We start from the raw sequence: 21,823 nt of genomic DNA on the forward strand, positions 1-21,823 counted from the left end.
CGCGCTGCTTCCCAGCTGCCTAACTGTCAGCAATTTGAGAGTCGCCTCGATCTCCCGCTCCTTTCCTTCATTTTCATAGGCATTCAATAAGTCATTGAACCACATCGCGATCCGGTCAGTTCGTCGCGACACTAGAGCGTGATGGCATTAGGTTCGATAGCCTGAATTTTTGAGGTAGTTGGCACATTCTTCTGAAGTGAAGGCGTCGAGTGCGTGGCCGACTGCGGTACAGACGGCCTCGACGGTTCGCGCGGCAGCTTTACGAACCAAGTGCTTTAGCTTGGCAAAGACCTGCTCGATCGGGTTCAGGTCGGGCGAGTATTTTGGCAGGAAGAAGAGTTTGGCGCCGACCGAACGGATGAGCTGGCGAACCGCCTTGCTCCTGTGGCTGCCGAGGTTATCCAGGACGACGATGTCGCCGGGCTGAAGGGTCGGCAGGAGAACCTTCTCGATATAGGTGCGGAAGCTCACGCCATCGATCGGCCCCTCGATGAACCATGGCGCATCGATCCGGTCATGGCGCAGGGCCGCCAGGAAGGTCATGGTCTTCCAGCGGCCGTGAGGAACTTTGGCGTGAAGTCGGTGTCCGCGCGGCGCCCATCCCCGCAAGGGGGCCATATCGGTCCTGGTCCAGGTCTCGTCGATGAAGACCAGCCGCTCAGCTTCGACGCGACCTTGATACTTTGCCCACTGGGCTCGCCGCCGCGCCACCTCGGGACGATCGCGTTCGCCAGCCGCCACGCTTTTTTTTGAAGCTGAGCTTCGCGGCATGCACGAAGTCCCACACCGAGTGGTAGTCGACCTTCAGGCCACGACCGGCCAGCTCGGCAACGAGCCCCCGTATAGTGAAATCGCCGTCCTTGATCCGTTGTGACAGCCAGACCGCGTGCTCGCCCGAAATTGCCTTCGGCTTGTAGCCGCCGATCTGGCCAGGCTCAACGCTGCCGGTCTCATCGACCCGCTTCATCCAACCGATGGCTGTGCTGATCGCCACCCCAAACTGCTTGGCGGCCTGATTGCGGGACATCCCGCTCTCAATGGCCGCCACCACGCGCTTGCGAAGATCCAGAGAGTACGGCTTGCCCATCCATGCTGGCCTCCAATCCAGTCAGCATGGTGAATCAGAAACACACTGATTTGGGAATCCCAAATCGATTCAGACTAACCCCATCCCGCTTTAATTCCAACGTGAGCTTCGGCGCTGGAGCGTGCGCGCTTCGTTATCGCTGGAATCAGAACGCCTCCAAGAGTCCTATCCGAGCACACGATCTCTCGGTAACGACGGATTGCCAAAGACCGTGCGAGTTAGCTCGATGCTTCAAACAGATTCGTCTTTCTCCGCCTTAGAGGGCCTTCGCCTCGCTCACATTCTGTGACGAGGCTTGCGTGATTAAGTCGATGGCGGGTCGACGTGGCCGCTGTGAGACCAGGCGGAAATCCGAGCTCCGCCTTTACTAGCCGCAGAATTGAACATGCGTCAGCTAAACTATTCGAGGCCGCGCATCGCTGACCTCGCAACAATGCGCGCCATTTATTAGCGAGCTTCGATTCGAGCACCCTCAGCGCATGCCCGCGGATCGGATACGCCATCGATGTTTGTCGTGTAAGCTTAGTCATCTTCCAACGCTACAACCTCACGCAGCGTGAGATTCAAGCCATTTCGTCAAAATGAGTGTTGCGCTGTGATTACAGCAATTTGCGACAACGCTGCTAAGACGCGCGTGGCCTGGGGGCTAACAAAACGGAATGAAACTGGAATGAAAAACTTGTTGCTTGTGACTGCAAGCATTGCCGCCTTTGGCGCGGCGGTGCCCGCATTGGGTGCGGATCTCGCTGCGCAGCCCGTCTACACCAGGGCGCCGCCGCCCGCGGTGGCTGCTCCGATCTACGACTGGAGCGGTTACTATCTCGGTATGAACGGCGGTTTGGGCACAAGCCATAACTCCTGGGATTTTGCGGGCGTCACGCCCGAGGGCTCCCATGACGCGATCGGCGCGACCATCGGTGGCCAGATCGGTTATCGCTGGCAGTCGGGCCCGGTGGTGTTCGGTGTCGAGGGTCAGGGCAATTGGGCTGACTTCAGCGGTTCCAATGTCAGCCTCGCCTTTCCAGCCAACATCAACGGCACCAAGACCGATGCGTTCGGTTTGATCACTGGCCAGGTCGGCTACGCCTTCAACAACGTACTGCTTTACGCAAAGGGCGGTGCCGCGGTGACTGGCAACACCTATCAAATCAACTCGGCCGGCGCGCTGCTGGCAAGCTCTGACGGCGCGCGTTGGGGCGGCACGGTCGGCGTTGGCGTGGAAGTCGGCTTCGCACCCAACTGGTCGCTAGGCGTCGAGTACGACCACCTGTTTAGGCAAGAAGGCACCGGGGCCTTCACCGGTGCGACTGGTCCACTAGGCAACGATCGCATCAGTCAGGATTTCGATATCCTGACCGCTAGGATCAATTACAAGTTCGCCCCGATGATTCTCCAATACTGATCCCTTGGCATTCAAACGGCGGATCGAGAGCCCCGGCCCATGGCCGGGGCTTCTTTTATCCATCGCCGCGCAATCTCGCCTTCCCTACCTTTCCGGGAGTGCCGCCTCACATCTATGCAAGCCCGCTCCGCCCGGCGAGCCGCAATCGGTTGACCATGTTCGACGTGACCACTACCCAACGCGACGGGCCGAAATGGGAAGGCCATGGGCGACGGCGCCGGCACGCTGGTGATGCACGCAGCGGCAAGAACACCAGCCCAGTTCAATTGCGCCCCCCATGCTTCCGCGGAGTTTCGCTGTTTAACACCGCGCAAGCCCGCCACAATGAAACGACGTGCTATCTGCCTAAAGAGGGCGCCGGCGTCCCCTCGGTACGCGTTGGCAGTATTGGATAATCTATTTTCGGCAGCCGCCCGGTCAGCGAATTCAGAAACGCCACAATATCGTTCTTCTTCCTTGTCGCTAAGGTTGGTGCCGAGCTGGACTTTAGCCATGATGCCGACCGCTTGCTTAAGGCTCCACACCTGACCTGAATGGAAATATGGGGCTCGCAAAACAACGTTACGCAACGGCGCGGCGCGAAAAACGTACTCGTCGCTGGCCGCTTTAGTGACCGCGGACCGGCCCTTGTCACAGTTTGGAAGCAGGCTTGCGGCCGGCCTTTCGATCACGCCAAACAGGAAGTAACCCTGTCCACCAACGTTGATTCCGTTGTGACAAGAGGAGCATCCCTTTTCAACAAATAGCTTCAATCCTGACTTCTGCTGATCATCGAGCGCGTTCGTGTTGCCATCGAGGTATTGATCGAACGGGGCAGCGGGCGCAATCAGAGTGGCTTCAAAAGCCTCGATCGCCTTCGCGAAATTATCAAAGGTCACGGGTCCAGCCTCGTTCGGGAACGCCTTCTTGAACATGATGACATAATCACTCATCGAATTCAGCTTGTTGATCACATGATCTGGGGTCGCGTTCATTTCGACACTCGCCTGCACGGGTCCCTTGGCTTGCGCCTTGAGGTCTGCCGCGCGGCCATCCCAGAACTGCGCTATGTTGAATACGGCGTTATAGACGGTTGGCGTCCGACGTGACCCCTGCTGCCATCCGAGACCAACCGAGGTCGGACCGGCATCGACTCCGCCCGTGCCAAGATTATGGCAGGTACTGCAGCTAATGATCTCGCTGGCGCATATGCGCGGATCAAAGAATAGCATCTTGCCGATTCCGACCTTCTCGTGGGTAACCGGGTTGTCCTTCACCACAGGCATACGGAGGGGATCGCTTTGAACCCGCCTAGCAGCTCTCATTAACTCACCGTCCGCGCTGGTTTGTGATGAGGCCAAGATCGCGAGGGCCACGATCGCTAATTTACGCACGAAGTGAAGCTCATATCTTGCTGATTTCATCATAATAGGTCTCATCGACGCTAGTTCTCATTTGATGCTTCAGGGGGGGCCCGGTCGAAGACATGGCCTGCGCCGGGCGCCCGCTGGACCACTGCGCTCCACGCACGGGGTCTTTCGGGATCGAAACCTCATCATATGTTTCGAAGCTCGAAATCCTCGACGCTGCCAGCCTTCGCGGCGACGCTTACGATTGTGATGACCCCATGCTCTGGTGTGCAGAATCAGGCGAGCGGTGTCCGCTTGGACTCGCAGCCCACGATCTGATTTCGTGAGAAAGCCGTCGGACGATCGTCTCGCCGATACCACACTTGCCATAAGCGATTTGGCAAACGAGGTCATCTTGCATTCTCCATCAAGTGATTGGCAAGGATGCGTTATCCGCACGAACTTGGTTCCTCAGTAAGGGCGCCATGCTCGCGTGTCTGCTCGCGCAGCCTTCACTTATTGTTGCTACGGTGTGCCAAAGGCGTCCGCACCATGTCGGAGCGCACGTCGTAGGATCCGAGCGGTCGGTGCTTGCGGCGTTCAGAATTCAAATAAGATTATGTCGAACCGCCTTCACGATAGCCTGTGTCCGGTTTGTCGTGCATAGTTTTCGATTGACGTTCTTAAAATGGAAATTGGCCGTATTATCGCTGATCTTGAGTATCATCCCGATTTCCCAAGACGTTTTCCCTTCTGCCGCCCACCGCAGGCAATCTTTTTCGCGATCGGACAGCGTAACTTTACTGTTGCAGCTGCTATTCGATGCCTGCGCGATCTCCGCTAATGCGATGTGAAAGAGGCAGGCCACTACGTAGAGATGACTCCTACGATACTAAGGTTCGGCATCGTCGAAGGGTGATGTAAACGAGACAACAGAGACGCCCGATGGCCCGAATAGTGGCACGCTTATGGCATGCTTCAAACCTGCCTCTCTGGCCTCGTCTAATACGCGCTGCTCGCCTGCTTCCAGCTGATATTGGTTGCCAAGTTCGTCCCACAGAAACGGCACCGAAAGCATTGGTGTTCGCCGGACCACCGGGTCGATGACCCGCTAGTTTCGTTCAAAATAGCGCTGGCACCAGTCAGGCGGGAAGCTCACAGTCCCTGCGGATGGCAGATACTCCAGTAGACCGGGCGGCTCAGCGCAGGTGAGCGCTCCGTAGGCGACTTCACTGAAGCCCTCCTCGCTCGCGCAGCTCACAAGAAGATCAAAGAGAGCCTGGATAGAGCGCGTTCGGTTCGCGCATTCTCTGAAGCTGAAAAGATCCATGTGGCGTCTCACGATACCGGACCAAAAGGTTAAGCATTTGCGCTGTTCGATTGAGCGTGTCATAGAAGTCGTCGCGTTCCAAGCCGCTCACCTACGTCTTCTCTGCTCTTCATGCAGCCTGAACACTGCGGCAAACGCGAATTCGTGGAACTCTCGCAGCATGCGTGCTAGGGCTCGCCGGCGAGATAGATGCAGCATTCGATGCAGGTGTCGCAGGTGACACCCACCTCGCACTTGTCCTTCGGCTCGCGGCAGTGCGCGTGGCCCGCTTTCCCGAGTCACTGCGCCGATACTGCCCACCATCCCTACGCCAACCGAGGTGCCCTCGAGCTTGCATCGATCGTGACAGCTTCCTCTCGCTCGCGCCCTAGTACCCGCTTTTCTTGGAACGTGAGTCGTGATTCAAGGTCGGGATGATACCCGAAGCAAGAGAAGTCCACCTTTCGAGGAAAGATCGCAAGTTGCTTGAGGCGTGTTGTCGCTCACCGATGACATTGCAGCGCGATTTGAAGCGGGCGCGGATAGTCCTGTTGGCCGCGGACGGGCGCAGCACCCGGTCGATCGCCAAGGAAGTTGGGGTCCAGCCGCGGATTGTCAGCCTTTGGCGGCCATCGCTATGCCGACCAAGGCCTTGAAGGGCTGCAAGACAAGCCGCGGCCCGGCAAGCAGCCTATCTATACGAAGACGACCGACAAGCGGATTCTGAAGCTGCTGGATAAGCCGCCCCCGCAAGGATTTGCGCGCTGGACCGGCCCTCTGCTGGCCGAAGCGCTCGGCGATGTTGACGTCCAATATGTCTGGCGGTTCCTGCGCAGCCACAAGATTGACCTCGCGGCTCGCAAGTCCTGGTGTGAGAGCAATGACCCGAACTTTACGGCCAAAGCCGCCGATGTCGTTGGCCTTTACGTCGCCCCGCCGGCGAAGGCTATTGTGCTCTGCGTGGACGAGAAGCCCTCGATCCAGGCTTTGGAGCGAGCGCAGGGCTATCTGAAGTTGCCCAATGGCCGCGCCTTGACCGGCCAGAGCCACGATTACAAGCGGCATGGCACCACAACATTGTTTGCCGCGCTCGAAGTCGCCACCGGAAAGATCATCGCTATGCATTCCAAACGCCGTCGCCGTGTCGAGTTTCTCGATTTCATGAACAGCCTCACCGCGGCCTTTCCGGGCCGAAAGCTTCACGTCATCCTCGACAACCTCAACACCCACAAGAAGAATGAGAACTGGCTCAAGGCCCACCCCAACGTGCAATTCCATTTCACGCCGACAAGTGCGTCCTGGCTCAACCAGGTCGAGGTATGGTTCTCAATCTTGCAGGGGCAATCGCTCAGCGGCACCTCCTTCACAAGCCTCAAGCAGCTTCAGGAACACATCGATGCCTACGTCAACGCCTACAACGACAAAGCCGAGCCCTTCGTCTGGACCAAGAAAAAGGTCCGTCAACGCCGTTTCAAAGGCTCTGATTCCGGGTACTAGTCGCGCAAATTCAGCGGCGGGCGCGAGCCCAGCGCGACTCTCAGCACTACGACAGACGCCGATGCTCAGTCCCTTGCATAAGGATTGGGTGGCCTCTGGAGGTCGATGGCGAGGACGGTGAGTTCGACGGCGAACCTGTCGCTTAGGTATGGCACAGCTCGCGGCGCGGACGGATCGTATGGGTCGATAATGGTCAGTCTCGCCCTGGCGCACGTAGTTGTTGGCCACTGGGTGCGCGCAGATCTGCGCGAAGCCGGAACTCCGCTTAATGCAGACAATACCTTGCATGCGCTACTCCACAAGTTGGGAGAACCTGGGATCAGAACAGCAAACCTCGTACCAGGTGCGGGGCTCCCGAAATCCGGCATGAGTACAAACGCTTGAGGGAATTGGCTATCGATTGCGTCACGTTGGCATTGACAATTGCGACATACGTCGGAAACGCGACATCGCCCTTTGCAGCAGCTGCGATATTTTCTGCTACAGATCAATAAGACCGCGGCTTAAAGAAGGGATGCGTTTTGTCCCCTCGACTGTGGCGAGGACGGGGGCCTAACGAAGGTGAGCGGCCGTAGCGCCACGAGGACCGAAACCCTTCCGATCCCACTGAACAACGCTTCGTATTGCCGTGAGCAACTCGAGATCTCGGATCGTCTGGACGGCGAGCAGAGCAAGAAGTGCGGAGACGACGAGGATTTCGACTATCGAACGTGTGCGCTTTTGATTTTCACCACCTCCGATCAAACCCCTTGTGATTGTCAGCGCCTGAACTTCGGAGGATCCTATATGGCGATATGCAAGAGCGTGCCGCTGATCAACTACCAACGCTAGTGATTGATCGAGATGACAGCCGCATGTCACCTAGTGGGTGAGCTACGGGATTTTCCGAGCGGCTCCGACGCTGGGCGACGTGCACCCTGAATGCCGGGCCGGTCGATCGCCCCCAAAGAGTCGCACGCAAGATCAATCATAATCTTTTCTCGCCAACGGCCTAGATCGATGTGCAGACTTTTTATGTCCGGGAATGCTGCGCGCAGAGATCCGCTCCAATTCCGACCTCTCCTTTCTCATGGAGGCTCATGATGCACTCTCGGGCGCTATCGCCAAGCGCGCAGGCTTCAGATGATCTCTGGGCGTCGGCCTATCAATTGCCTGCTCGCTCGGTGACCGCGATGCCCACAGAGCTTCATGGAGCCAAATGGTTGTCGCAGTCGAGCGCATCGTCGACTCGACTGAGCTGGCGGTGCTCGTTGACGCGATGGCGGCTTCGGGAATTTCAAGGACGCCCGCCTCCTGGCGCGCAAACTCCGTCAACGGGCGCTGCCGGGGTTGCGTTGGAGGACAGCTGCTTTCCGAAGATGAACTCGCTTCTTGGCGATCGGCATCCGCGCGCCGATATCGATGAATTTCTGGCCGGCTGCGAGCCGATCCAGGCGACTTGGCCCTCGTCCCTCGGATCGAGGCGCTGATCGCCGGCCATGGAATGGACAACGCAATCCTACGTGCAGCGCTTACGCCCCGCTGCGGGAGCTGACGCTATCCTCATTCACTCGCGTAAGAGCACGGCTGACGAGATCCTCTCGTTTGCGAGTGCCTTGAAAAACTGGCGGCCCGTCGTAATCGTTCCAACGAATTACCATCGACACCCGTCTCTACATACCGTGATGCCGGCATCTCCACTGTGATCCGGGCCAACCACTCGATGCGAGCGGCGATAACGGCAATGCGGCACATTTGGGGCCGAATTATCGCTGAGGAAAGGCTTTGCCGCCAATGAGCCACCTCGACGAGGTATTCGATTTGGTTAGATACGACGAGCGTGCGAAGCGCGATATGTCCATGCCACTTGAACTGCGACAGACCCTCTCATCCACACAACAACGTATTCGTTCTAGACCTAAGCCTGTCATGCACCGTCTTCCCTTGCCCTCACACTCAAATGCACTCTCACGACGCATTTGTTTGGCCGAAACTGGCGAACGTCTACGAGCTGCTTCCCTTTCGGAGACCGAACGACGAGGCCCATAATTTGTCTCTTCTGACTCGTGGGCTCGCATTTCCAAGGATTCGGACCGGCATCACGCCGCTGCAACAACGATAGATTCGGTTTCGGGCTGCTCGTCGAGGTCCTCAAGGCCTGCAAGCAAATGCGCAATAAGGCAAATGAAATGGCTAGCAATGCTCCCAAGAAAGCCGTCATTCTCGCCGCCGGATTGGGCTCCCGTCTGCGTCCGCTGACCGATCTGCTTCCGAAGCCGCTGCTCAAGATCAACGGAACTCCGATCCTTCAGAACGCTCTGCGCAATTTGGAGTCCATCGCGCGTAGAGGAGGTGACGATCGTCGTGGGCTACCGGAAAGAAGCCATTCAATATGCCTATGGCAGCCGCTGTGGCGAGCTTGAAATTAAATATATCGAGTCGATCGTCTTCGACCGTACGGGTAGCGCCTATTCCCTATGGCTGGCGCGCGAGGCGCTTCTTTGCGAAGACCGCTTTCTTCTTGAGGGCGACGTTTTCTTTGAGGAGGATGCGCTGCGCTACCTACTGTTCGGAGAGGCGACCGATGTGGCTGCAGTCGCCCCCTTCAATGCATTTGATGCACGGGTCCGCGGTTCTATTGTCCGATCGCAGCTTCATCTCAGGTTTCCGCATGCATTCTCAGCAAAGCTTACCGCGGATGGTCCAAGACCATTCAAGACACTGAAGCTGCTACGACTCTCGGCGATGACGCTCAGAGCCATGATTGTTCCAGCTCTTGATGATATCATCGGCTCGGGAGCTAAGCAGGCCGACACGGAGGAGCTTTTCGCCGATCTGGTGGAAAGACGTGGTCTACGGCTCGCCACCGCGCGTTGCGACGATCTCAGGTGGTACGAAATCGACAGCACCGAAGATCTGCGCATCGCGGAACGCATTTTCGCAAGGGCGAAAGCCTTCGGCGTGCCGAATGAGCTGCATTATAGGTGAAGTTCCAATGCTAGCACCATCGGCGAGTGATTGTCCGATTGGTTCGAATCGCCCTTCGAAGATGGAGATTGCTTTGTGCCGCAAGTAGTGTCGCGGCGTTTGAACCACCGGATCCGAGGCAGCGCGAAATTCCGGGTCTCGATCGAAGCTTGCTTGATGCGTTGTCGCTGACATACTCCGTCAATTGAGAGCGCCTTCATAACCCGCATTGCGCTTGTTTTATCCGATGTTGACGGTACGCTGCTCACCGGGGGATGCTGCGCGCAAGCTGCACGCCGCGGGCATCGGCTTCACTATCGCTTCCAGCTGGCCGGGCGATCGGCATGGGTTTCCTGATCGAGCTTTAGGTGCCGAACTGGTTGAGGCGCTGACTGCTCCGGTGGAGGCCTACACCGGACGGATTTACGAGAATTATGCATGGCAGATAAACAAGGACGGGACCGGTCGGAATCGAAGAGCTAAGGTTTGACGGCGATCCAGGTTGTCGTTGAGCGGGAGAAGCAAGAAGAACTAAGATCGGTTATCTACCATACCCGTGTGAAGGTATCGGCACCCTTCAGTTTTTTTTGCGGTCGGCCATTTCCGTCGACATAAAACAACGTCCAGGACGCTGCCATTTGAGAACCATTGGTCCTTCCGACCCAGCGCGTGAACGAATTGCATTGAGAAAATGTTACAACGAAATACAGACTGGTTGGTTTAACCGCGCCAGATGCAGGATATGGAATCCCCTGGCATTGGAAACCCTGAGCATGATTTGTAAAAGTGCTTTGTATGCGCCCGTTGTTGGAGCACCACATAAACAACTCCGAGCCACGCTCATTCTTCCAATACGACGGTGCCGGCAGCCCTTGGGCCAAGACCTCGCCTGAGAGCAAGAAAAACTGAGCGATCTGGAAAAGTCCTACAAATTTTTTTCATCATGAGAACTCCAATAAGCTCGCTTAGAAATAGCAGCCTATATTACATTCTCGGCTTCTAGAATGCCTTGTACAGAACATTCTTCGTATGGGCAGTAGATGCGCCCTTTCATCAAGATGGGCGAGCCAATAGATGTAATGTCGCCCGGCGAGCGTATGGCAGAAGTTGAAGAAGAACTGAGCCCAGTAGATCTCTTTCATTTTGATGAATAGGATACTCCCGGTGTCGACTAGGACAACAAACCGCGTCGCAAGGCTTCTGCGACGCACTGGGCAATAGATGCCGCACCGAGCTTGCGGCGAGCGTTCTCAAGATGAAAGACCACAGTGCGCGGCGCAATCTGGATCAGAACCGCGATATCTGCGACAGTTTTTCCCTGTGCAGTCCATGCAAGGCATTGGCGCTCGCGCTGAGTGAGTTCGCTTCCGGTAAGTTTATCGGTGGAGGGTACGTCAAGCCTGGCAGCGACATGACTATGAAAATACAACCCGACGAGATGTACGAGATCCTTCCAGTCAGCCGCGCGCCGCTCCAAATCAACTTCGCGGTCGTCCGTCGCCAGCGTAAATGCCGCCATTCGTCCAAATCCGCCCCTGATCGGCACAGTGACGCCTGATGTAATGCCGAAGGTCGCCGCTTCATCGAAGAACCGGCGCTGCTCGCGGTTTCCGACCGGGGCTGAACCCTCCCCTCCCCAACTGAACAATGCGCGCTCGATACGCGCGCGGTGCACCACAGGATCGAGCTGCTGATATCCAAGCTGGAAATAACGACTGGTCCAGGATTTGGGATAGGACGAAATCAACATCGACGTTTCGCCGGTCAGGCGCAGATAGGCAAATCGCTGGAACCCCAGCTTCTGTGTGACACGCGTTGCCACACGCTCAAATTCAGCCGTGTCGCTTGCGGTTTGGATACTATCAATGAACTCCTGAAAATTGCTTTCCACCGGGCTCATTCCGACTCTACCATCGTGAACACGTCGCTGTGCTTTCCAATGAACTCACGGCTCTTCAGTGAACAAGCTGCCCGACCAAGTAGGTCATGCGACCTCCCCAGCTGTGCAGAGACAATCGGCAACGCTGCGCGGCCGAGCTAGACGCGCAGAGGGAGACCACTGCCCTTACGCCAACCCAGTTATGGAAATCCATGCTCCTATCCTTAGGGCCGGAAATTGTTTGGCCCCAATATCGTTGGGAGTAATAGGCCGGTGAGAGACATCAAATAACGTGATGCACCCCTTTGATTGGCAATCGATTTGTTCGAACGGCTCTGCAAGTCGTTGAGTACCACGCAGTGGCAGTGGCCACGACCAGATGAAGACGCACGAAATCCTAAGCGCCCTGATATATTATATCGGCCAGCGTGGAACCAAAGAGCCATGTCTGTACGTAACGTACACAACATGTGCTTGATTTCGTCGCTGTAATCGAAGCGCTTCACTTTCGTCCGAAGCGTACCAGCACTTTCATCTGTTTTCTGGGACGGCATTGTCCCTGCTTTCAGTTTACGCTAAGCGGAAAACAAGCCAAGGGTGGAAACCGAAAATACCATGCCGCCGGATTTGCCTAACCTAGCAAGAGTGATCGGCGGTTGCTCTGCTGAGAGTCACGAGATGGTCCGGCGATTCAAGTGGGAGATCAGGTCCATCAATGTGTACCTGGAGGCACTTCGGCAAGTCCAGGCCAACGTAGTAGGCATCACTGGGCCACAGTGGATGATCGTGATGGCCTTGGCGGACTTTGACAGAGAAAACGGTGTTCCGGTCAACGTGGTGTCAAAATTGATGCACGTCGACTCTTCATTCGTCACGACCCAATCGAAGCTGCTAGAGAAAAAAGGTCTTTTGCGACGCAAGCCCTCCACAAGCGATGCCCGGGTCGTACAGATGTCGCTGACGGACAAGGCTTACAAGCATCTCGCGGGCCTCGCGGCACAACAGGACGCACTCGATGAATTCGTTTTTGGTGAATTCGATGTTCGCGAGTTGACCGAGTTCGCTAACAGGCTCGCTGCACTCAGACATCGGCTAGAGAAAGCTCGGTTGAAAGTAGCTCTGGATTTCTGAGGAGCGGAATGCACGATCCTCGGAAATGGCGTCTCTTTCTAGGTCGCGTTAATTCCGATTAGAAACACATGCAGCTAAAAGATACCCGTGTTCTCCCAAGAGACTCTCACTGTGGGTCTCCGCCAGCGGTTACCGGTTCTGCGGGCATTGCCGTGTAGTCTGATAAAGCCTTGATGGGTCCCTCCCAGATACGTTTCGCTGTGGATGCTCATTGGTTGTTTGTTCTGCCTCGGTTATTCAGTCCTTAGTAGCGGAAAAAAGCGTGTCCGATGCAGATAAGTGAAGAGGATCTGGCTCTCTCGCCATTGCGGCAACGGCTCAGGGCTCCTTGATCTTTGCCATCATCTCGCTCGATGCAAATACCTCGCCAGCCGACTCCGGAATCGTTGCACCAGCCCCGTGTCGCCCGCCATGGAAAACTGCCCCCTCATATTGCCTCAGATGACAATGTTACCGAAGCGCACCCTGGTGTCTCCTGAATCAGCTGCCGCGAGTTCGAGCAAGCCGCTCGCGAAGCGCGCCCTCCAGCGCGCTGTAGCGAGCGAGCGGCTTGCGGTGATTCGGCGAAAGAACCTGTTGGGATTAGATACTCAGACACGAAGCTTGGACCGATAATGTGATCTCTGTGCTGCTGATGAGCTGTCGAGCGGCCTTTGATCGCCAATTCTTCAGCAATCGCTGCACCGTACGCCGCTGATGGCCGCCGAACCGACCGGGCGCATGCGCTTCCAGCCGAGAGAGAAGATCGACTGCGGACAGGTGCGGAGCCGCGGCGAGCCATTCCTCGATGATAGGGATGTAGGGGTCGAGCATCGATGGCCGACGTGGCACAGGCTTGCGCCGCAAATAGCGGCGCCGATGAATGCCCCGCTGCTCACCCTGTTTCCAACCGTCGCCGAGCTCTCGGGCAAAGGCCGCCAAGTCGCTTTGCACCGGCGCAACAGTCATCGCTGGCTTTCCAGCCCGCTGATCGACGCGCTTGCCCAGCTCATTTTGAGCGTCCCGCATCTGTGCCAGCAATGCCACCGGATCAAGCGTGCGGTAAATCTCCCGCAGCCGACGTTTAAATGCCTCATTGAGCCTCGGGTGGACCAATGCTCTTTCGTACGGCGTAGCGGGAGGAAGATAGCGCTTGATCACCTTGGCACCTTCGCGGTGCTTCTCCTTCAGCTTAAATGAGGGCTGGAAGAAATTGATGTGCAGCCGTGCCGCCGCAAACAGGCGAGCTAATGAGCGAGCGGCATCAATACCTTCAAACCGCCCGTAGCCCACCAGGCGGCGAACGATAGCTCCGTTCTTTTGTTCAACGAACGCCTGATCGTTCTTCTTGTAGGCCCTGGAACGAGTGACTTCGACATCGTGAGAGCGGCACCACGATACGACCGTGTCGTTCATGAAGGCGCTGTCGTTGTCAAAATCGAGCCCGCGAACGGGCCAGGGAAATAGGTTCTGCGCGCGCTCGAGAGCCTCGACCACAAGAGCTGCTTCACGCACGACGAGCGGAAAGCATTCGGTCCACCCCGTTGCGATATCCACCATTGTTAGCGTCTGAATGAACGCGCCGGATACGGACATACCGCCGTGCGCGACCAGATCCGCTTCGCAGTAACCCGGCGGAGGTGATCCCCAGTCATTGAATGTGCGCACCGGGACTTGCCGCCGTACGGCACTGGAAAAGCCCGCCCGCCGTCGGCGTCCTCCGGCTGCGGCGATCTTTACATCGCTCAGCAGGCGATCGATCGTCGCCGCGCTCACCTTCAAAACCAGCGACCGCTCATCGGCAGAAAGCTGCAATCTGCCGTGCCGTTCAAGTGCCGGAAGCAAGAACGGGATCATCGAGACGAGCCGCTTACTGCAGAGCCGGTCAGAGGCGTCCCATAGCACAATCAGTGCAACGCGAATGGAAGCCCCGTAGGTCCGGCCCCGCCGCCGCGGCACGGCTGATCCCGATGCGCCGTCCACTGACAGTGCTCGGATCGCGTGCTTGCGATGCCATCCCGTGACGGCGCAAAGCTCGTCTAGGATCCGTCCCTTCTCGGTTCGCCCGCCCGCCCGATAACGCTCGGCCAGCGCTGATGTGATCTCGCGCTTTGCGCGCACGCTGATCTTTCCTGCCATAGCCGCCACCGAACTGATTCGGCAGCTCCGCCCCAGACTCGACAAGGAAGTTGTCCGGTAACATTTTTAGTGAGGCAATGCGCCCCTCAGCGTCACGAGGAATTGCCCCCTCCTCGGATAGCTGAGGAGAGAGTGAATGAAGCGGGAACGAATCACTGAAGGCTGGCGATCCACGGGGGCAGGTGATGAAGACGCCGGATGACGTGGCGGAGATGATGCGCCTGAGGGCGTGCGGGTGGGGTGTGAAGCGGATTGCACGGCAGCTGGGCTGCAGCCATCACACGGTGAAGGACTACGTGGCGGCGGGCGGGGTGAAGCCGTTCAAGTCGCCTGAGCGGCCGAAACGTCTCGACGGCCTTGAGAGTTGGCTGCGCGAGAGGCTCATTCGGCATCGCGGCAATGCCGACGTGGTGCGCCAGGATCTGCTGGCCGAGAAAGGCGTAGCCGTCAGCCGGCGGACGCTGCAACGCGCCGTGCAGCCCTATCGCCAGGCGCTGAAGGCGGAGGCGCTGGCGACGACGCGGTTTGAGACGCCCCCGGGCCGGCAGCTGCAGATCGACTTCGGGGAGCGCCTGGTCGAGATCGGAGAAGCGAAAGTCAAGGCATTCGTATTCGTGGCAACGCTTGGACACTCGCGACGGCTCCATGTGTGTGCGTTCCGGGCCGAGAGGCAGGAGCATTGGTTCGCCTAGCACATTCACGACCTTCAGCGGTGTGCCGGAGGAAGTGCTGATGGACAATCCACGCGCGCTTGTCGTGCGCCACGACGCAGTGAGCCGGTCGGTTCAGTTCAACGACAAGCTGATAGCCTTCGCAAAACATTGGGGCTTTCGCCCTCGCGCTTGCGCGCCATATCGGGCGCGCACCAAGGGCAAGACGGAGAACGGCGTCGGCTACGTGAAGAAGAACGCGATCGCCGGTCATTCCTTTACAAGTTGGGAAGCGTTCGAGGCGCATCTCGACAAATGGGAGCGAGAGATTGCGAACGTTCGGATCCACGGCACGACCGGCGAGGCGCCGATCATCCGCTTCGCGCGTGACGAGATACATCGGTTGAAGCCGCTCGGCGGGCAGCCGTCGTTCGGATCCTTGCGTGAACTGTCCCGCGTCGTCGGCAATGATTGCGCCGTCGAGATCGACACGAACAGCTACTCGGTACCGTGGCGGCTGATTGGCGAGCGCGTGGCGGTAACGATCGCGGCCGGCGAAGTGCGGACCCGCCATGGATTGCAACAGGTTGCGGTCCACAAGCAATCGGAGGGTCGCCGGCTGCGGATCATCGACTCCGCCCATCTCGATGGTGTTGCTGGTCGCAATGGCGCGGTCCGCCGGGCGGAGATCGCCGCGGCGGTGCCGGCGCCGTCCTCACCGCCGTCGTTGTTACGTCCTCTTGCCGAATACGAAGCCGTGGTCGGAGGAAGCTTCTGATCACGAGGGCAAAAAAGGTAATGGAAGCAACGACCGATCCGCTAGATGCCATGCTGGCGCGATTGCAGCTCTCCGGGATCCGCGATCAGCTCGACAGCCTCCTCGACGAGGCGGCGCGCGCGAACTTGTCGGCGCGTGAGATGCTGATCTTGCTGTGCGAGCGCGAGATCGCACGCAAAGACCATCGCCGCATCGAGATGGCGCTGAAGCTCGCACACTTCCCGGCCGTGAAGGAGCTCGCTGGCTTCGACTTCGAGGCGCAGCCGTCAATCGATCCAAAGCAGATCCGCGATCTTGCCGCGTCACGTTGGATCGCCAACGGCGAGAATGTGCTGTTGCTCGGGCCGCCGAGGGTGTCAGAAAGAATGTGTAAGCAGGTTTCTGTGAGTTTACCTTACCGAGGAGACTCACATGACGACCGACACGACGATTACACCTGAACTACTGGATCAACTGCTTGCTAACTATGAGAAGCCTGAAGATCTCACAGGTGCGGACGGGCTTTTCAAGCAGCTGAAGAAGGCGCTGATTGAACGGGCGCTTGGTGCGGAGCTGAGCGATCATCTTGGCTACGAGAAGGGGGACCCGGCCGGCCGCGGCAGCGGCAACAGCCGTAACGGGACCAGCGCGAAGACAATCCTGACCGAGGACGGCGAGATCGACATAGCCGTGCCACGCGACCGGGCCGGCAGCTTTGAGCCGCTATTGATCGCCAAGGGCCAGACCCGTTTCGACGGCTTCGACGACAAAATCCTGAGCCTCTACGCGCGCGGCATGACGGTGCGCGAGATCCAGGGGCATCTATCCGAACTTTATGGGGCCGAGGTCTCGCCGGATTTGATCAGCCGGGTGACCGACGCGGTTCTCGACGAAGTCCGGGAATGGCAAACCCGTCCGCTCGACCCGGTCTATCCGGTGGTGTTTTTCGACGCGCTGCGGGTCAAGATTCGCGATGAAGGCATGGTCAAGAACAAGGCCGTCTATGTCGCGCTGGCGCTCAATCCGGACGGCGAGAAGGAGGTTCTGGGCCTGTGGATCGAGCAGACCGAAGGCGCCAAATTCTGGCTCAAGGTCATCAACGACCTGAAGACGCGCGGCGTCAACGATATCCTGATCGCGGTGATCGATGGACTCAAGGGCTTTCCCGAGGCAATCGCCTCGGTCTATCCGCAGACCGTGGTACAGACCTGCATCGTGGGGTTGTTGAAGAAGTCTGCAGACGTTGATTCACTGGTCCCGCCGGTTCTCTTTGATTCGCGAGGTGGGCAGGATGCTAGGCCGGAAAGAGCGCGATCAGCTGGAGCTGTTCATCACTGGTTCGTTGCGACAGCTCGTTCCAGACGACCACATCCTCGCTCGTGTCGATCGCGTGTTGGACCTCTCGTGGCTGCGTGACGAGGTCACCGATCTCTACTGCACAGATACCGGACGCCCGGGGATCGACCCCGAAGTGGCTGTTCGGCTCATGGTTGCCGGCTTTCTGCTGGGAATCATCCATGACCGACGGCTGCTACGCGAGGCGCAGGTCAATCTCGCGATCCGTTGGTTCGTCGGCTACGGTTTGCACGAGGTGCTACCCGACCACTCGTCGCTGACGCGCATTCGCCAGCGCTGGGGTGCCGAGCGCTTTCGCAACATCTTCAAACGCACCGTGAAGGCGTGCATAGCAGCCAAGATTGTGGCCGGCGAGATCATCCATATCGATGCATCGCTGATCCGTGCGAATGTGAGCTGGGACGCTTTGGCCGTACGCCATGTTGCCGACGTAGAGGCGGCGAATCCATCCGAGTTCGGATGGGAAGACCGTCAGAGCGGCAAATACAAAAAGATCTGCACGACCGACCCCGATGCGACTATGGCGACGAACGGTCGTAACCGTCATCTCGAACCCTCCTATAAACAACATACGGCTGTCGATGATCTGAAGGGCGTCGTTGTCGACGTCGAGGTGACGACCGGCGAACAGAACGAAGGCATGGCCCTAGAAGCTCAGCTCGATGCCATCGCCTTGACAACCGGTGTCGCTATTAAGACGGCGACCATGGATGCAGGCTACGCCTATGCTAAGGTTTTTCGGGCGTTGGAGGACCGCCAGATCGATGCCGTTGTACCAGCCAAGGCCGAACGGCAACCTGGCAAGGTCATACCGACGCGGCGCTTTAGGCTCGATGCCAAGCACAACCTGGTGCGCTGTCCAACCGGCAAGATCCTGCGGCCCAAAGGCAAGCTGCAACGGGACTCTTTCCAACACTTCCATGCGAGTGGCAAAGACTGTTCGGCCTGTCCCCTGCGGCCGCATTGCGTGAGCTCCTCCCGCCACGCTCGTGTGGTCGTGTTCAATGTCAACCACCCGTCGTTACTGAGAGCGCGGCGCAAGAGGCTCAGATAGGGGGAGCATGAACGCCATCTCTATCGGCGTCATCGTTGGCGGGTCGAGGGCGTCCATGGCGAAGCCAAGACTTGGCACGGTCTCCGTCGCGCCATACGCCGTGGCAGAGACAACATGCGTAGCTTTCCTCACCGCCGCTGCTATCAATCTGAAGCGGTTGGCCGCAGCCGCTTTAGCCATTTTGCTCGTGTTCGCTCCTCACGTTAACGATCGGCCGTTTAAGGATCGCCTCGACCTGAGGCCTCCCAACGGCGCGACTGTCATCTTGCAAGAACGCGAGTCAATCGAAGATACGGGCTTCTTCAACGACCCCATCGTGCACCTGATCCGCAACAGCCTGGCGTTTGTAGCCTGGAAGGATCGCAAGGCGATCCTGCCTGCCATCAAGGCAATCTACCGGGCCGAGAATGCCGACATGGCGCTGGTCCGGCTCGAGGAGTTCGAGGACGAATGGGGCAAGCGCTATCCGGCGATCGGCCAGGCTTGGCGCCGCGCCTGGGAACAGGTCGTGCCGTTCTTCGCGTTCGCTCCTGACGTCCGCAAGATGATCTACACCACCAACGCGGTCGAGGCGCTGCACCGTAGCTTGCGCAAGATCATCAAGACCCGCGGCAGCTTTCCCAACGACGACGCGGCGTTGAAGCTGCTTTATCTCGCCATCAAGAACGCCGGATTGAGGTGGCGGCGAGGCGTCGAGTGGACTGCCGCCATGGGTCAGTTCGCCATTCAGTTCGGCTCGCGTTTTCCGGGATCAGCGCGATGACCAAAGTGTCGATCAGCCGTCTCATCCGGCGGCACGAGTTTGGCCGATCAGCAAGCTCTGTAAAGGCGGACCTGCGGCCCCCGCCTGCGGCGGCTGCGGCCTTGACAGAGCTTGCTGCCCGGCCATTGTTAGCCACCATCAGATCGATGGCAATGTCCGGCTGATGCAAGAAACGACTGCGATTCAACCTTCACAGAGGCCTCTTACACAAAATATCTGACATTCCCGGGCCGCCCGAGTCAGATTCATACTACGCATCTCGCTACCCCCTTAGAGTTGAAGTTCTTTTTGACCCGGATCGCCAGACGATGGCCGCCGGAACCGCCGCGCATGCGCGGCGCGCTTGACATCGGGATGTTCCAGATCAACCGCTTTGATCATCCACGGTGCGCCTTTGCACAGCTGCTGCGCAGGCAAGCTCTGTTCTTCGATCAGACGGCGAACCGTCGAAGGACTGACTTTCAACGCAGTTGCAGCTTCGTCCAAAGTGACCTCTCCACGCTCGGCGCGCTCGCCCTCTCGGTAGGCCGCAATGGCGTGTTGATTGCGCAGGCTGCAAACGCGGACACGGGTCCAACTGTTGCCCCGCCCCGTCGATTTACTGGCGCGGTTGAGAACCGCGGCGATGGTGCTATCGGGCATCTGACGCGCGAGGACACGAACGAGATCGACCACATCTGCTGCGGTGCTCCAGCGGTGCTCGCCGGTGCGGTTCTTCCTCACCTGCAATGCCGTGTGATCGCCGCCATGCCAGTGGACAATCAAGTCCAGCACCTCGTCGTGGATGCGCACAACGATCTCATGGATCAAGCTTCGGATGATCCTCTTGCGCGTCGCAGCTGTTGCACCCGGACTTTCCCAAGCTCTCTCGAGATCGGCACCAAGCGCAAGTAACCGATCGCGATCGATGTCGCTCAACGTCATCTCCGGCGTAGCCAACAACGTCTCGCGCTCGCCCTCAAGCTCGCGGACAGCGACCAGGCGTTCGTTCCAGCGCCGCTCCAGCTCGCCGGCAACAAGGCGATTGTCCGGATCGACAGCCTCGTATCGCCGACGAGCGCGAGTTGCCTCGTAGCGTGCCTGCTCCAGAGTCAACTCGAGCTGACGCAGCTTGTCGGCGTGTTCACGCCCGCGCGCTTCCATGGCCGCCAGTGCCGCCTGTACACCCAGCGGCTGCAGCCGCGCGATGACCTCCGCGCTGATCGCGCGATCCGCGCGCAGACCGCCGAATGAGATGCACGGGTCTCCACCATGGTTGATCTGGCTACCGCGGCAATGATAGCGCCCGACAGTACTGTGCGTGCCGCTGTAGGCAACGTGAAGTTTGCGGCCGCAGTGGCCGCAACGAAGAAGCCCCGCGAGAAGGCCTTCGCCGCGGCGGACCGAGCCGCGACTCATGAAGCTTTTTCCGTTGGCGTTGTCGGTGATCAGGCGCTGATTCCTCTCGAACTCCGCCCACGTAATGTAGCCCTCATGGTGGTCCTTGATCAAAACCTCCCAGTCGTTGCGCTCGCGCCGGAAGCCCCGCACGATCCTCTTGCGGCCGGCCTCGATCGTCACCCGACTGCCCGAGCGCCCGAAGACATAGGCGCCAGCATAGGCGGGATTGGTCAGGATGTGGTGGATCGTATTGTATACTGGTAACTTCCATTCGACGTGGCGGCCCTCGGGGCCATGGCCGACCGCGGGCAAAGTGATTCGCTCCTGCCGTAACCAGAGGTGGACCTGGCGCAGTGTCTGCATCTCGGCAAACTTGGTGAACACGAGTACGAGCGCCTCCTGAATGCGCCGATCAGGGTCCTTCTCGATCCGATCGTGGGAGACCTTGAGATAGCCGATGGCGACGTTGAGGAAGAGCTCACCCCTACGTGCCTTCTGCTTCAAGGCTTCAAGCGAGCGTTGCCGAAAGATAGACAGCTCCATCTCGCTCATCGTGCCCTTCATGCCGAGCAGAAGGCGATCGTTGGGGTGGCGCGGATCGTAGACGCCATCCTCATCGACGATCAGTGTTCCAACGAGCCCGCAGAACTCCAGGAGCGTATGCCAATCCCTGCCGTTGCGGGCCAGCCGAGAGGCCTCAATCGAGACCACAGCGCCAACTCGCCCTTCGCAAATGGCGGCGAGCAGCTTCTCGAACCCGGGACGCGCGGTGCCGCCACCCGAGCGACCGAGATCGTCGTCGATTACGACCACCTCGCTCCAGCCCAGCTGCCGCGCACGGTCGGCCAAGCCGTACTGGCGGCGCTGGCTCTCGCGGTTGTTGATAACCTGGTCGGCCGTCGACTGACGAATGTAGACGACGGCGTGGCGAGCAAGGTGCTCAGGCGTGATCTTGCTCATCGCTGTCCTCCCGGTTCACGTCGTGTGCCTCGACTGCGCTGTCGGTGAGCGCTTCGGTCAGAAGCTCCTTTAAGAGCTCCAGCATTTGCTGATGGGTTTCGATTGGAATGCTGGTGTATGTCGGAGGGCTCTCGAACAGATCCCCCTGATGACGTGATGCATCCGCCATGACCACCTCCTCGCGAATGGGACGATTCGCTGGAAGA

General features: G+C 58.5%; 14 protein-coding genes and 7 pseudogenes. 12 read left to right on the plus strand and 9 right to left on the minus strand.

Going from position 1 to position 21,823, the window contains the following annotated elements; translation table 11 throughout:
* Positions 1 to 147 precede the first annotated feature (147 nt).
* A protein-coding gene (locus QA643_RS25525; RefSeq protein ID WP_283028607.1) for an IS630 family transposase occupies positions 148 to 1,087 on the minus strand; the annotation gives its coding sequence in 2 pieces (ribosomal slippage) (positions 148 to 742 and positions 741 to 1,087; 942 coding nt in all).
* A gap of 670 nt (positions 1,088 to 1,757) precedes the next feature.
* Here QA643_RS25525 and QA643_RS25530 point away from each other — a divergent pair.
* On the plus strand, positions 1,758 to 2,489 hold the full coding sequence (locus tag QA643_RS25530) for an outer membrane beta-barrel protein (RefSeq protein WP_283028608.1): 732 nt from the start codon (positions 1,758 to 1,760) through the stop codon (positions 2,487 to 2,489).
* A 337-nt stretch (positions 2,490 to 2,826) separates the two neighbouring features.
* Here QA643_RS25530 and QA643_RS25535 read toward each other — a convergent pair.
* The 3 genes and pseudogenes from QA643_RS25535 to QA643_RS38735 form a co-directional block, all read right to left on the minus strand.
* Positions 2,827 to 3,895: pseudogene (locus QA643_RS25535) on the minus strand (cytochrome-c peroxidase).
* A gap of 529 nt (positions 3,896 to 4,424) precedes the next feature.
* Positions 4,425 to 4,685 carry a LuxR C-terminal-related transcriptional regulator gene (locus QA643_RS25540; protein ID WP_283028609.1) on the minus strand — a complete coding sequence of 87 codons (261 nt, stop codon included), beginning with the start codon at positions 4,683 to 4,685 and terminating at the stop codon, positions 4,425 to 4,427.
* A 24-nt stretch (positions 4,686 to 4,709) separates the two neighbouring features.
* Positions 4,710 to 4,895: an autoinducer binding domain-containing protein gene (locus QA643_RS38735; protein WP_349253224.1), complete on the minus strand. Its 186-nt coding sequence runs from the start codon at positions 4,893 to 4,895 to the stop codon at positions 4,710 to 4,712.
* A 665-nt stretch (positions 4,896 to 5,560) separates the two neighbouring features.
* Here QA643_RS38735 and QA643_RS25550 point away from each other — a divergent pair.
* From QA643_RS25550 to QA643_RS25560, 4 genes and pseudogenes are all read left to right on the plus strand, one after another.
* Positions 5,561 to 6,623 (plus strand): annotated as a pseudogene (locus QA643_RS25550) (IS630 family transposase).
* 1,024 nt (positions 6,624 to 7,647) lie between these two features.
* Positions 7,648 to 8,447 (plus strand): annotated as a pseudogene (locus tag QA643_RS25555) (isocitrate lyase/phosphoenolpyruvate mutase family protein); the annotation flags it as partial.
* A gap of 344 nt (positions 8,448 to 8,791) precedes the next feature.
* On the plus strand, positions 8,792 to 9,025 hold the full coding sequence (locus tag QA643_RS38740; RefSeq protein WP_349253298.1) for a sugar phosphate nucleotidyltransferase: 234 nt from the start codon (positions 8,792 to 8,794) through the stop codon (positions 9,023 to 9,025).
* Complete coding sequence (locus QA643_RS25560; RefSeq protein ID WP_349253308.1) at positions 8,955 to 9,590, plus strand: phosphocholine cytidylyltransferase family protein; 636 nt, start codon at positions 8,955 to 8,957, stop codon at positions 9,588 to 9,590. The genes QA643_RS38740 and QA643_RS25560 overlap by 71 nt, the downstream gene beginning before the upstream one ends.
* Positions 9,591 to 10,114: 524 nt before the next feature.
* Here the strand turns inward: QA643_RS25560 and QA643_RS25565 are convergent.
* Both QA643_RS25565 and QA643_RS25570 read right to left on the minus strand, forming a co-directional pair.
* Positions 10,115 to 10,390: an avidin/streptavidin family protein gene (locus tag QA643_RS25565; RefSeq protein WP_283034928.1), complete on the minus strand. Its 276-nt coding sequence runs from the start codon at positions 10,388 to 10,390 to the stop codon at positions 10,115 to 10,117.
* Positions 10,391 to 10,740: 350 nt separating this feature from the next.
* Positions 10,741 to 11,469 carry an autoinducer binding domain-containing protein gene (locus tag QA643_RS25570; RefSeq protein ID WP_283028610.1) on the minus strand — a complete coding sequence of 243 codons (729 nt, stop codon included), beginning with the start codon at positions 11,467 to 11,469 and terminating at the stop codon, positions 10,741 to 10,743.
* Positions 11,470 to 12,063: 594 nt separating this feature from the next.
* On the opposite strand from QA643_RS25570, the gene QA643_RS25575 reads away from it, so the two are divergent.
* Positions 12,064 to 12,579 (plus strand): MarR family transcriptional regulator, encoded by a 516-nt coding sequence (locus QA643_RS25575; protein ID WP_283034929.1) that lies wholly within the window; start codon positions 12,064 to 12,066, stop codon positions 12,577 to 12,579.
* A gap of 582 nt (positions 12,580 to 13,161) precedes the next feature.
* On the opposite strand, the gene QA643_RS25580 is transcribed toward QA643_RS25575, so the two are convergent.
* Positions 13,162 to 14,697, minus strand: coding sequence for a DDE-type integrase/transposase/recombinase (locus QA643_RS25580; protein WP_283028611.1), 1,536 nt, complete (start codon positions 14,695 to 14,697; stop codon positions 13,162 to 13,164).
* A 185-nt stretch (positions 14,698 to 14,882) separates the two neighbouring features.
* On the opposite strand from QA643_RS25580, the gene QA643_RS25585 reads away from it, so the two are divergent.
* The 6 genes and pseudogenes from QA643_RS25585 to QA643_RS25610 all read left to right on the plus strand — a co-directional run.
* On the plus strand, positions 14,883 to 15,389 hold the full coding sequence (locus QA643_RS25585) for a helix-turn-helix domain-containing protein (protein ID WP_283028612.1): 507 nt from the start codon (positions 14,883 to 14,885) through the stop codon (positions 15,387 to 15,389).
* Positions 15,390 to 15,429: 40 nt separating this feature from the next.
* Positions 15,430 to 16,125 (plus strand): hypothetical protein, encoded by a 696-nt coding sequence (locus QA643_RS25590; RefSeq protein WP_283028613.1) that lies wholly within the window; start codon positions 15,430 to 15,432, stop codon positions 16,123 to 16,125.
* 20 nt (positions 16,126 to 16,145) lie between these two features.
* Positions 16,146 to 16,475 (plus strand): annotated as a pseudogene (locus QA643_RS25595) (ATP-binding protein); the annotation flags it as partial.
* A 61-nt stretch (positions 16,476 to 16,536) separates the two neighbouring features.
* A pseudogene (locus tag QA643_RS25600) lies at positions 16,537 to 17,334 on the plus strand (IS256 family transposase); the annotation flags it as partial.
* A 61-nt stretch (positions 17,335 to 17,395) separates the two neighbouring features.
* A pseudogene (locus QA643_RS25605) lies at positions 17,396 to 18,707 on the plus strand (IS1182 family transposase); the annotation flags it as partial.
* 120 nt (positions 18,708 to 18,827) lie between these two features.
* Positions 18,828 to 19,181, plus strand: a pseudogene (locus QA643_RS25610) (transposase); the annotation flags it as partial.
* Positions 19,182 to 19,547: 366 nt separating this feature from the next.
* Here QA643_RS25610 and QA643_RS25615 read toward each other — a convergent pair.
* Positions 19,548 to 21,617: a recombinase family protein gene (locus QA643_RS25615; protein ID WP_283028614.1), complete on the minus strand. Its 2,070-nt coding sequence runs from the start codon at positions 21,615 to 21,617 to the stop codon at positions 19,548 to 19,550.
* On the minus strand, positions 21,598 to 21,786 hold the full coding sequence (locus QA643_RS25620; protein ID WP_283028615.1) for a hypothetical protein: 189 nt from the start codon (positions 21,784 to 21,786) through the stop codon (positions 21,598 to 21,600). Before QA643_RS25620 ends, QA643_RS25615 begins: the two co-directional genes overlap by 20 nt.
* Between the last annotated feature and the right edge of the window lie 37 nt (positions 21,787 to 21,823).

The organism is Bradyrhizobium sp. CB3481 (genome assembly GCF_029714305.1).
GTDB lineage: Bacteria > Pseudomonadota > Alphaproteobacteria > Rhizobiales > Xanthobacteraceae > Bradyrhizobium.

What these genes read in the sequence shown, in the direction of transcription:
- QA643_RS25530 (WP_283028608.1), top strand. Translation starts at nt 1,758, where the DNA reads ATGAAAAACTTGTTGCTTGTGACTGCAAGCATTGCCGCCTTTGGCGCG.
- QA643_RS38735 (WP_349253224.1), bottom strand. Translation starts at nt 4,895, where the DNA reads ATGCTTTCGGTGCCGTTTCTGTGGGACGAACTTGGCAACCAATATCAG.
- QA643_RS38740 (WP_349253298.1), top strand. Translation starts at nt 8,792, where the DNA reads ATGGCTAGCAATGCTCCCAAGAAAGCCGTCATTCTCGCCGCCGGATTG.
- QA643_RS25565 (WP_283034928.1), bottom strand. Translation starts at nt 10,390, where the DNA reads ATGTGGTGCTCCAACAACGGGCGCATACAAAGCACTTTTACAAATCAT.
- QA643_RS25570 (WP_283028610.1), bottom strand. Translation starts at nt 11,469, where the DNA reads ATGAGCCCGGTGGAAAGCAATTTTCAGGAGTTCATTGATAGTATCCAA.
- QA643_RS25575 (WP_283034929.1), top strand. Translation starts at nt 12,064, where the DNA reads ATGCCGCCGGATTTGCCTAACCTAGCAAGAGTGATCGGCGGTTGCTCT.
- QA643_RS25580 (WP_283028611.1), bottom strand. Translation starts at nt 14,697, where the DNA reads ATGGCAGGAAAGATCAGCGTGCGCGCAAAGCGCGAGATCACATCAGCG.
- QA643_RS25585 (WP_283028612.1), top strand. Translation starts at nt 14,883, where the DNA reads ATGAAGACGCCGGATGACGTGGCGGAGATGATGCGCCTGAGGGCGTGC.
- QA643_RS25590 (WP_283028613.1), top strand. Translation starts at nt 15,430, where the DNA reads ATGGACAATCCACGCGCGCTTGTCGTGCGCCACGACGCAGTGAGCCGG.
- QA643_RS25615 (WP_283028614.1), bottom strand. Translation starts at nt 21,617, where the DNA reads ATGAGCAAGATCACGCCTGAGCACCTTGCTCGCCACGCCGTCGTCTAC.
- QA643_RS25620 (WP_283028615.1), bottom strand. Translation starts at nt 21,786, where the DNA reads ATGGCGGATGCATCACGTCATCAGGGGGATCTGTTCGAGAGCCCTCCG.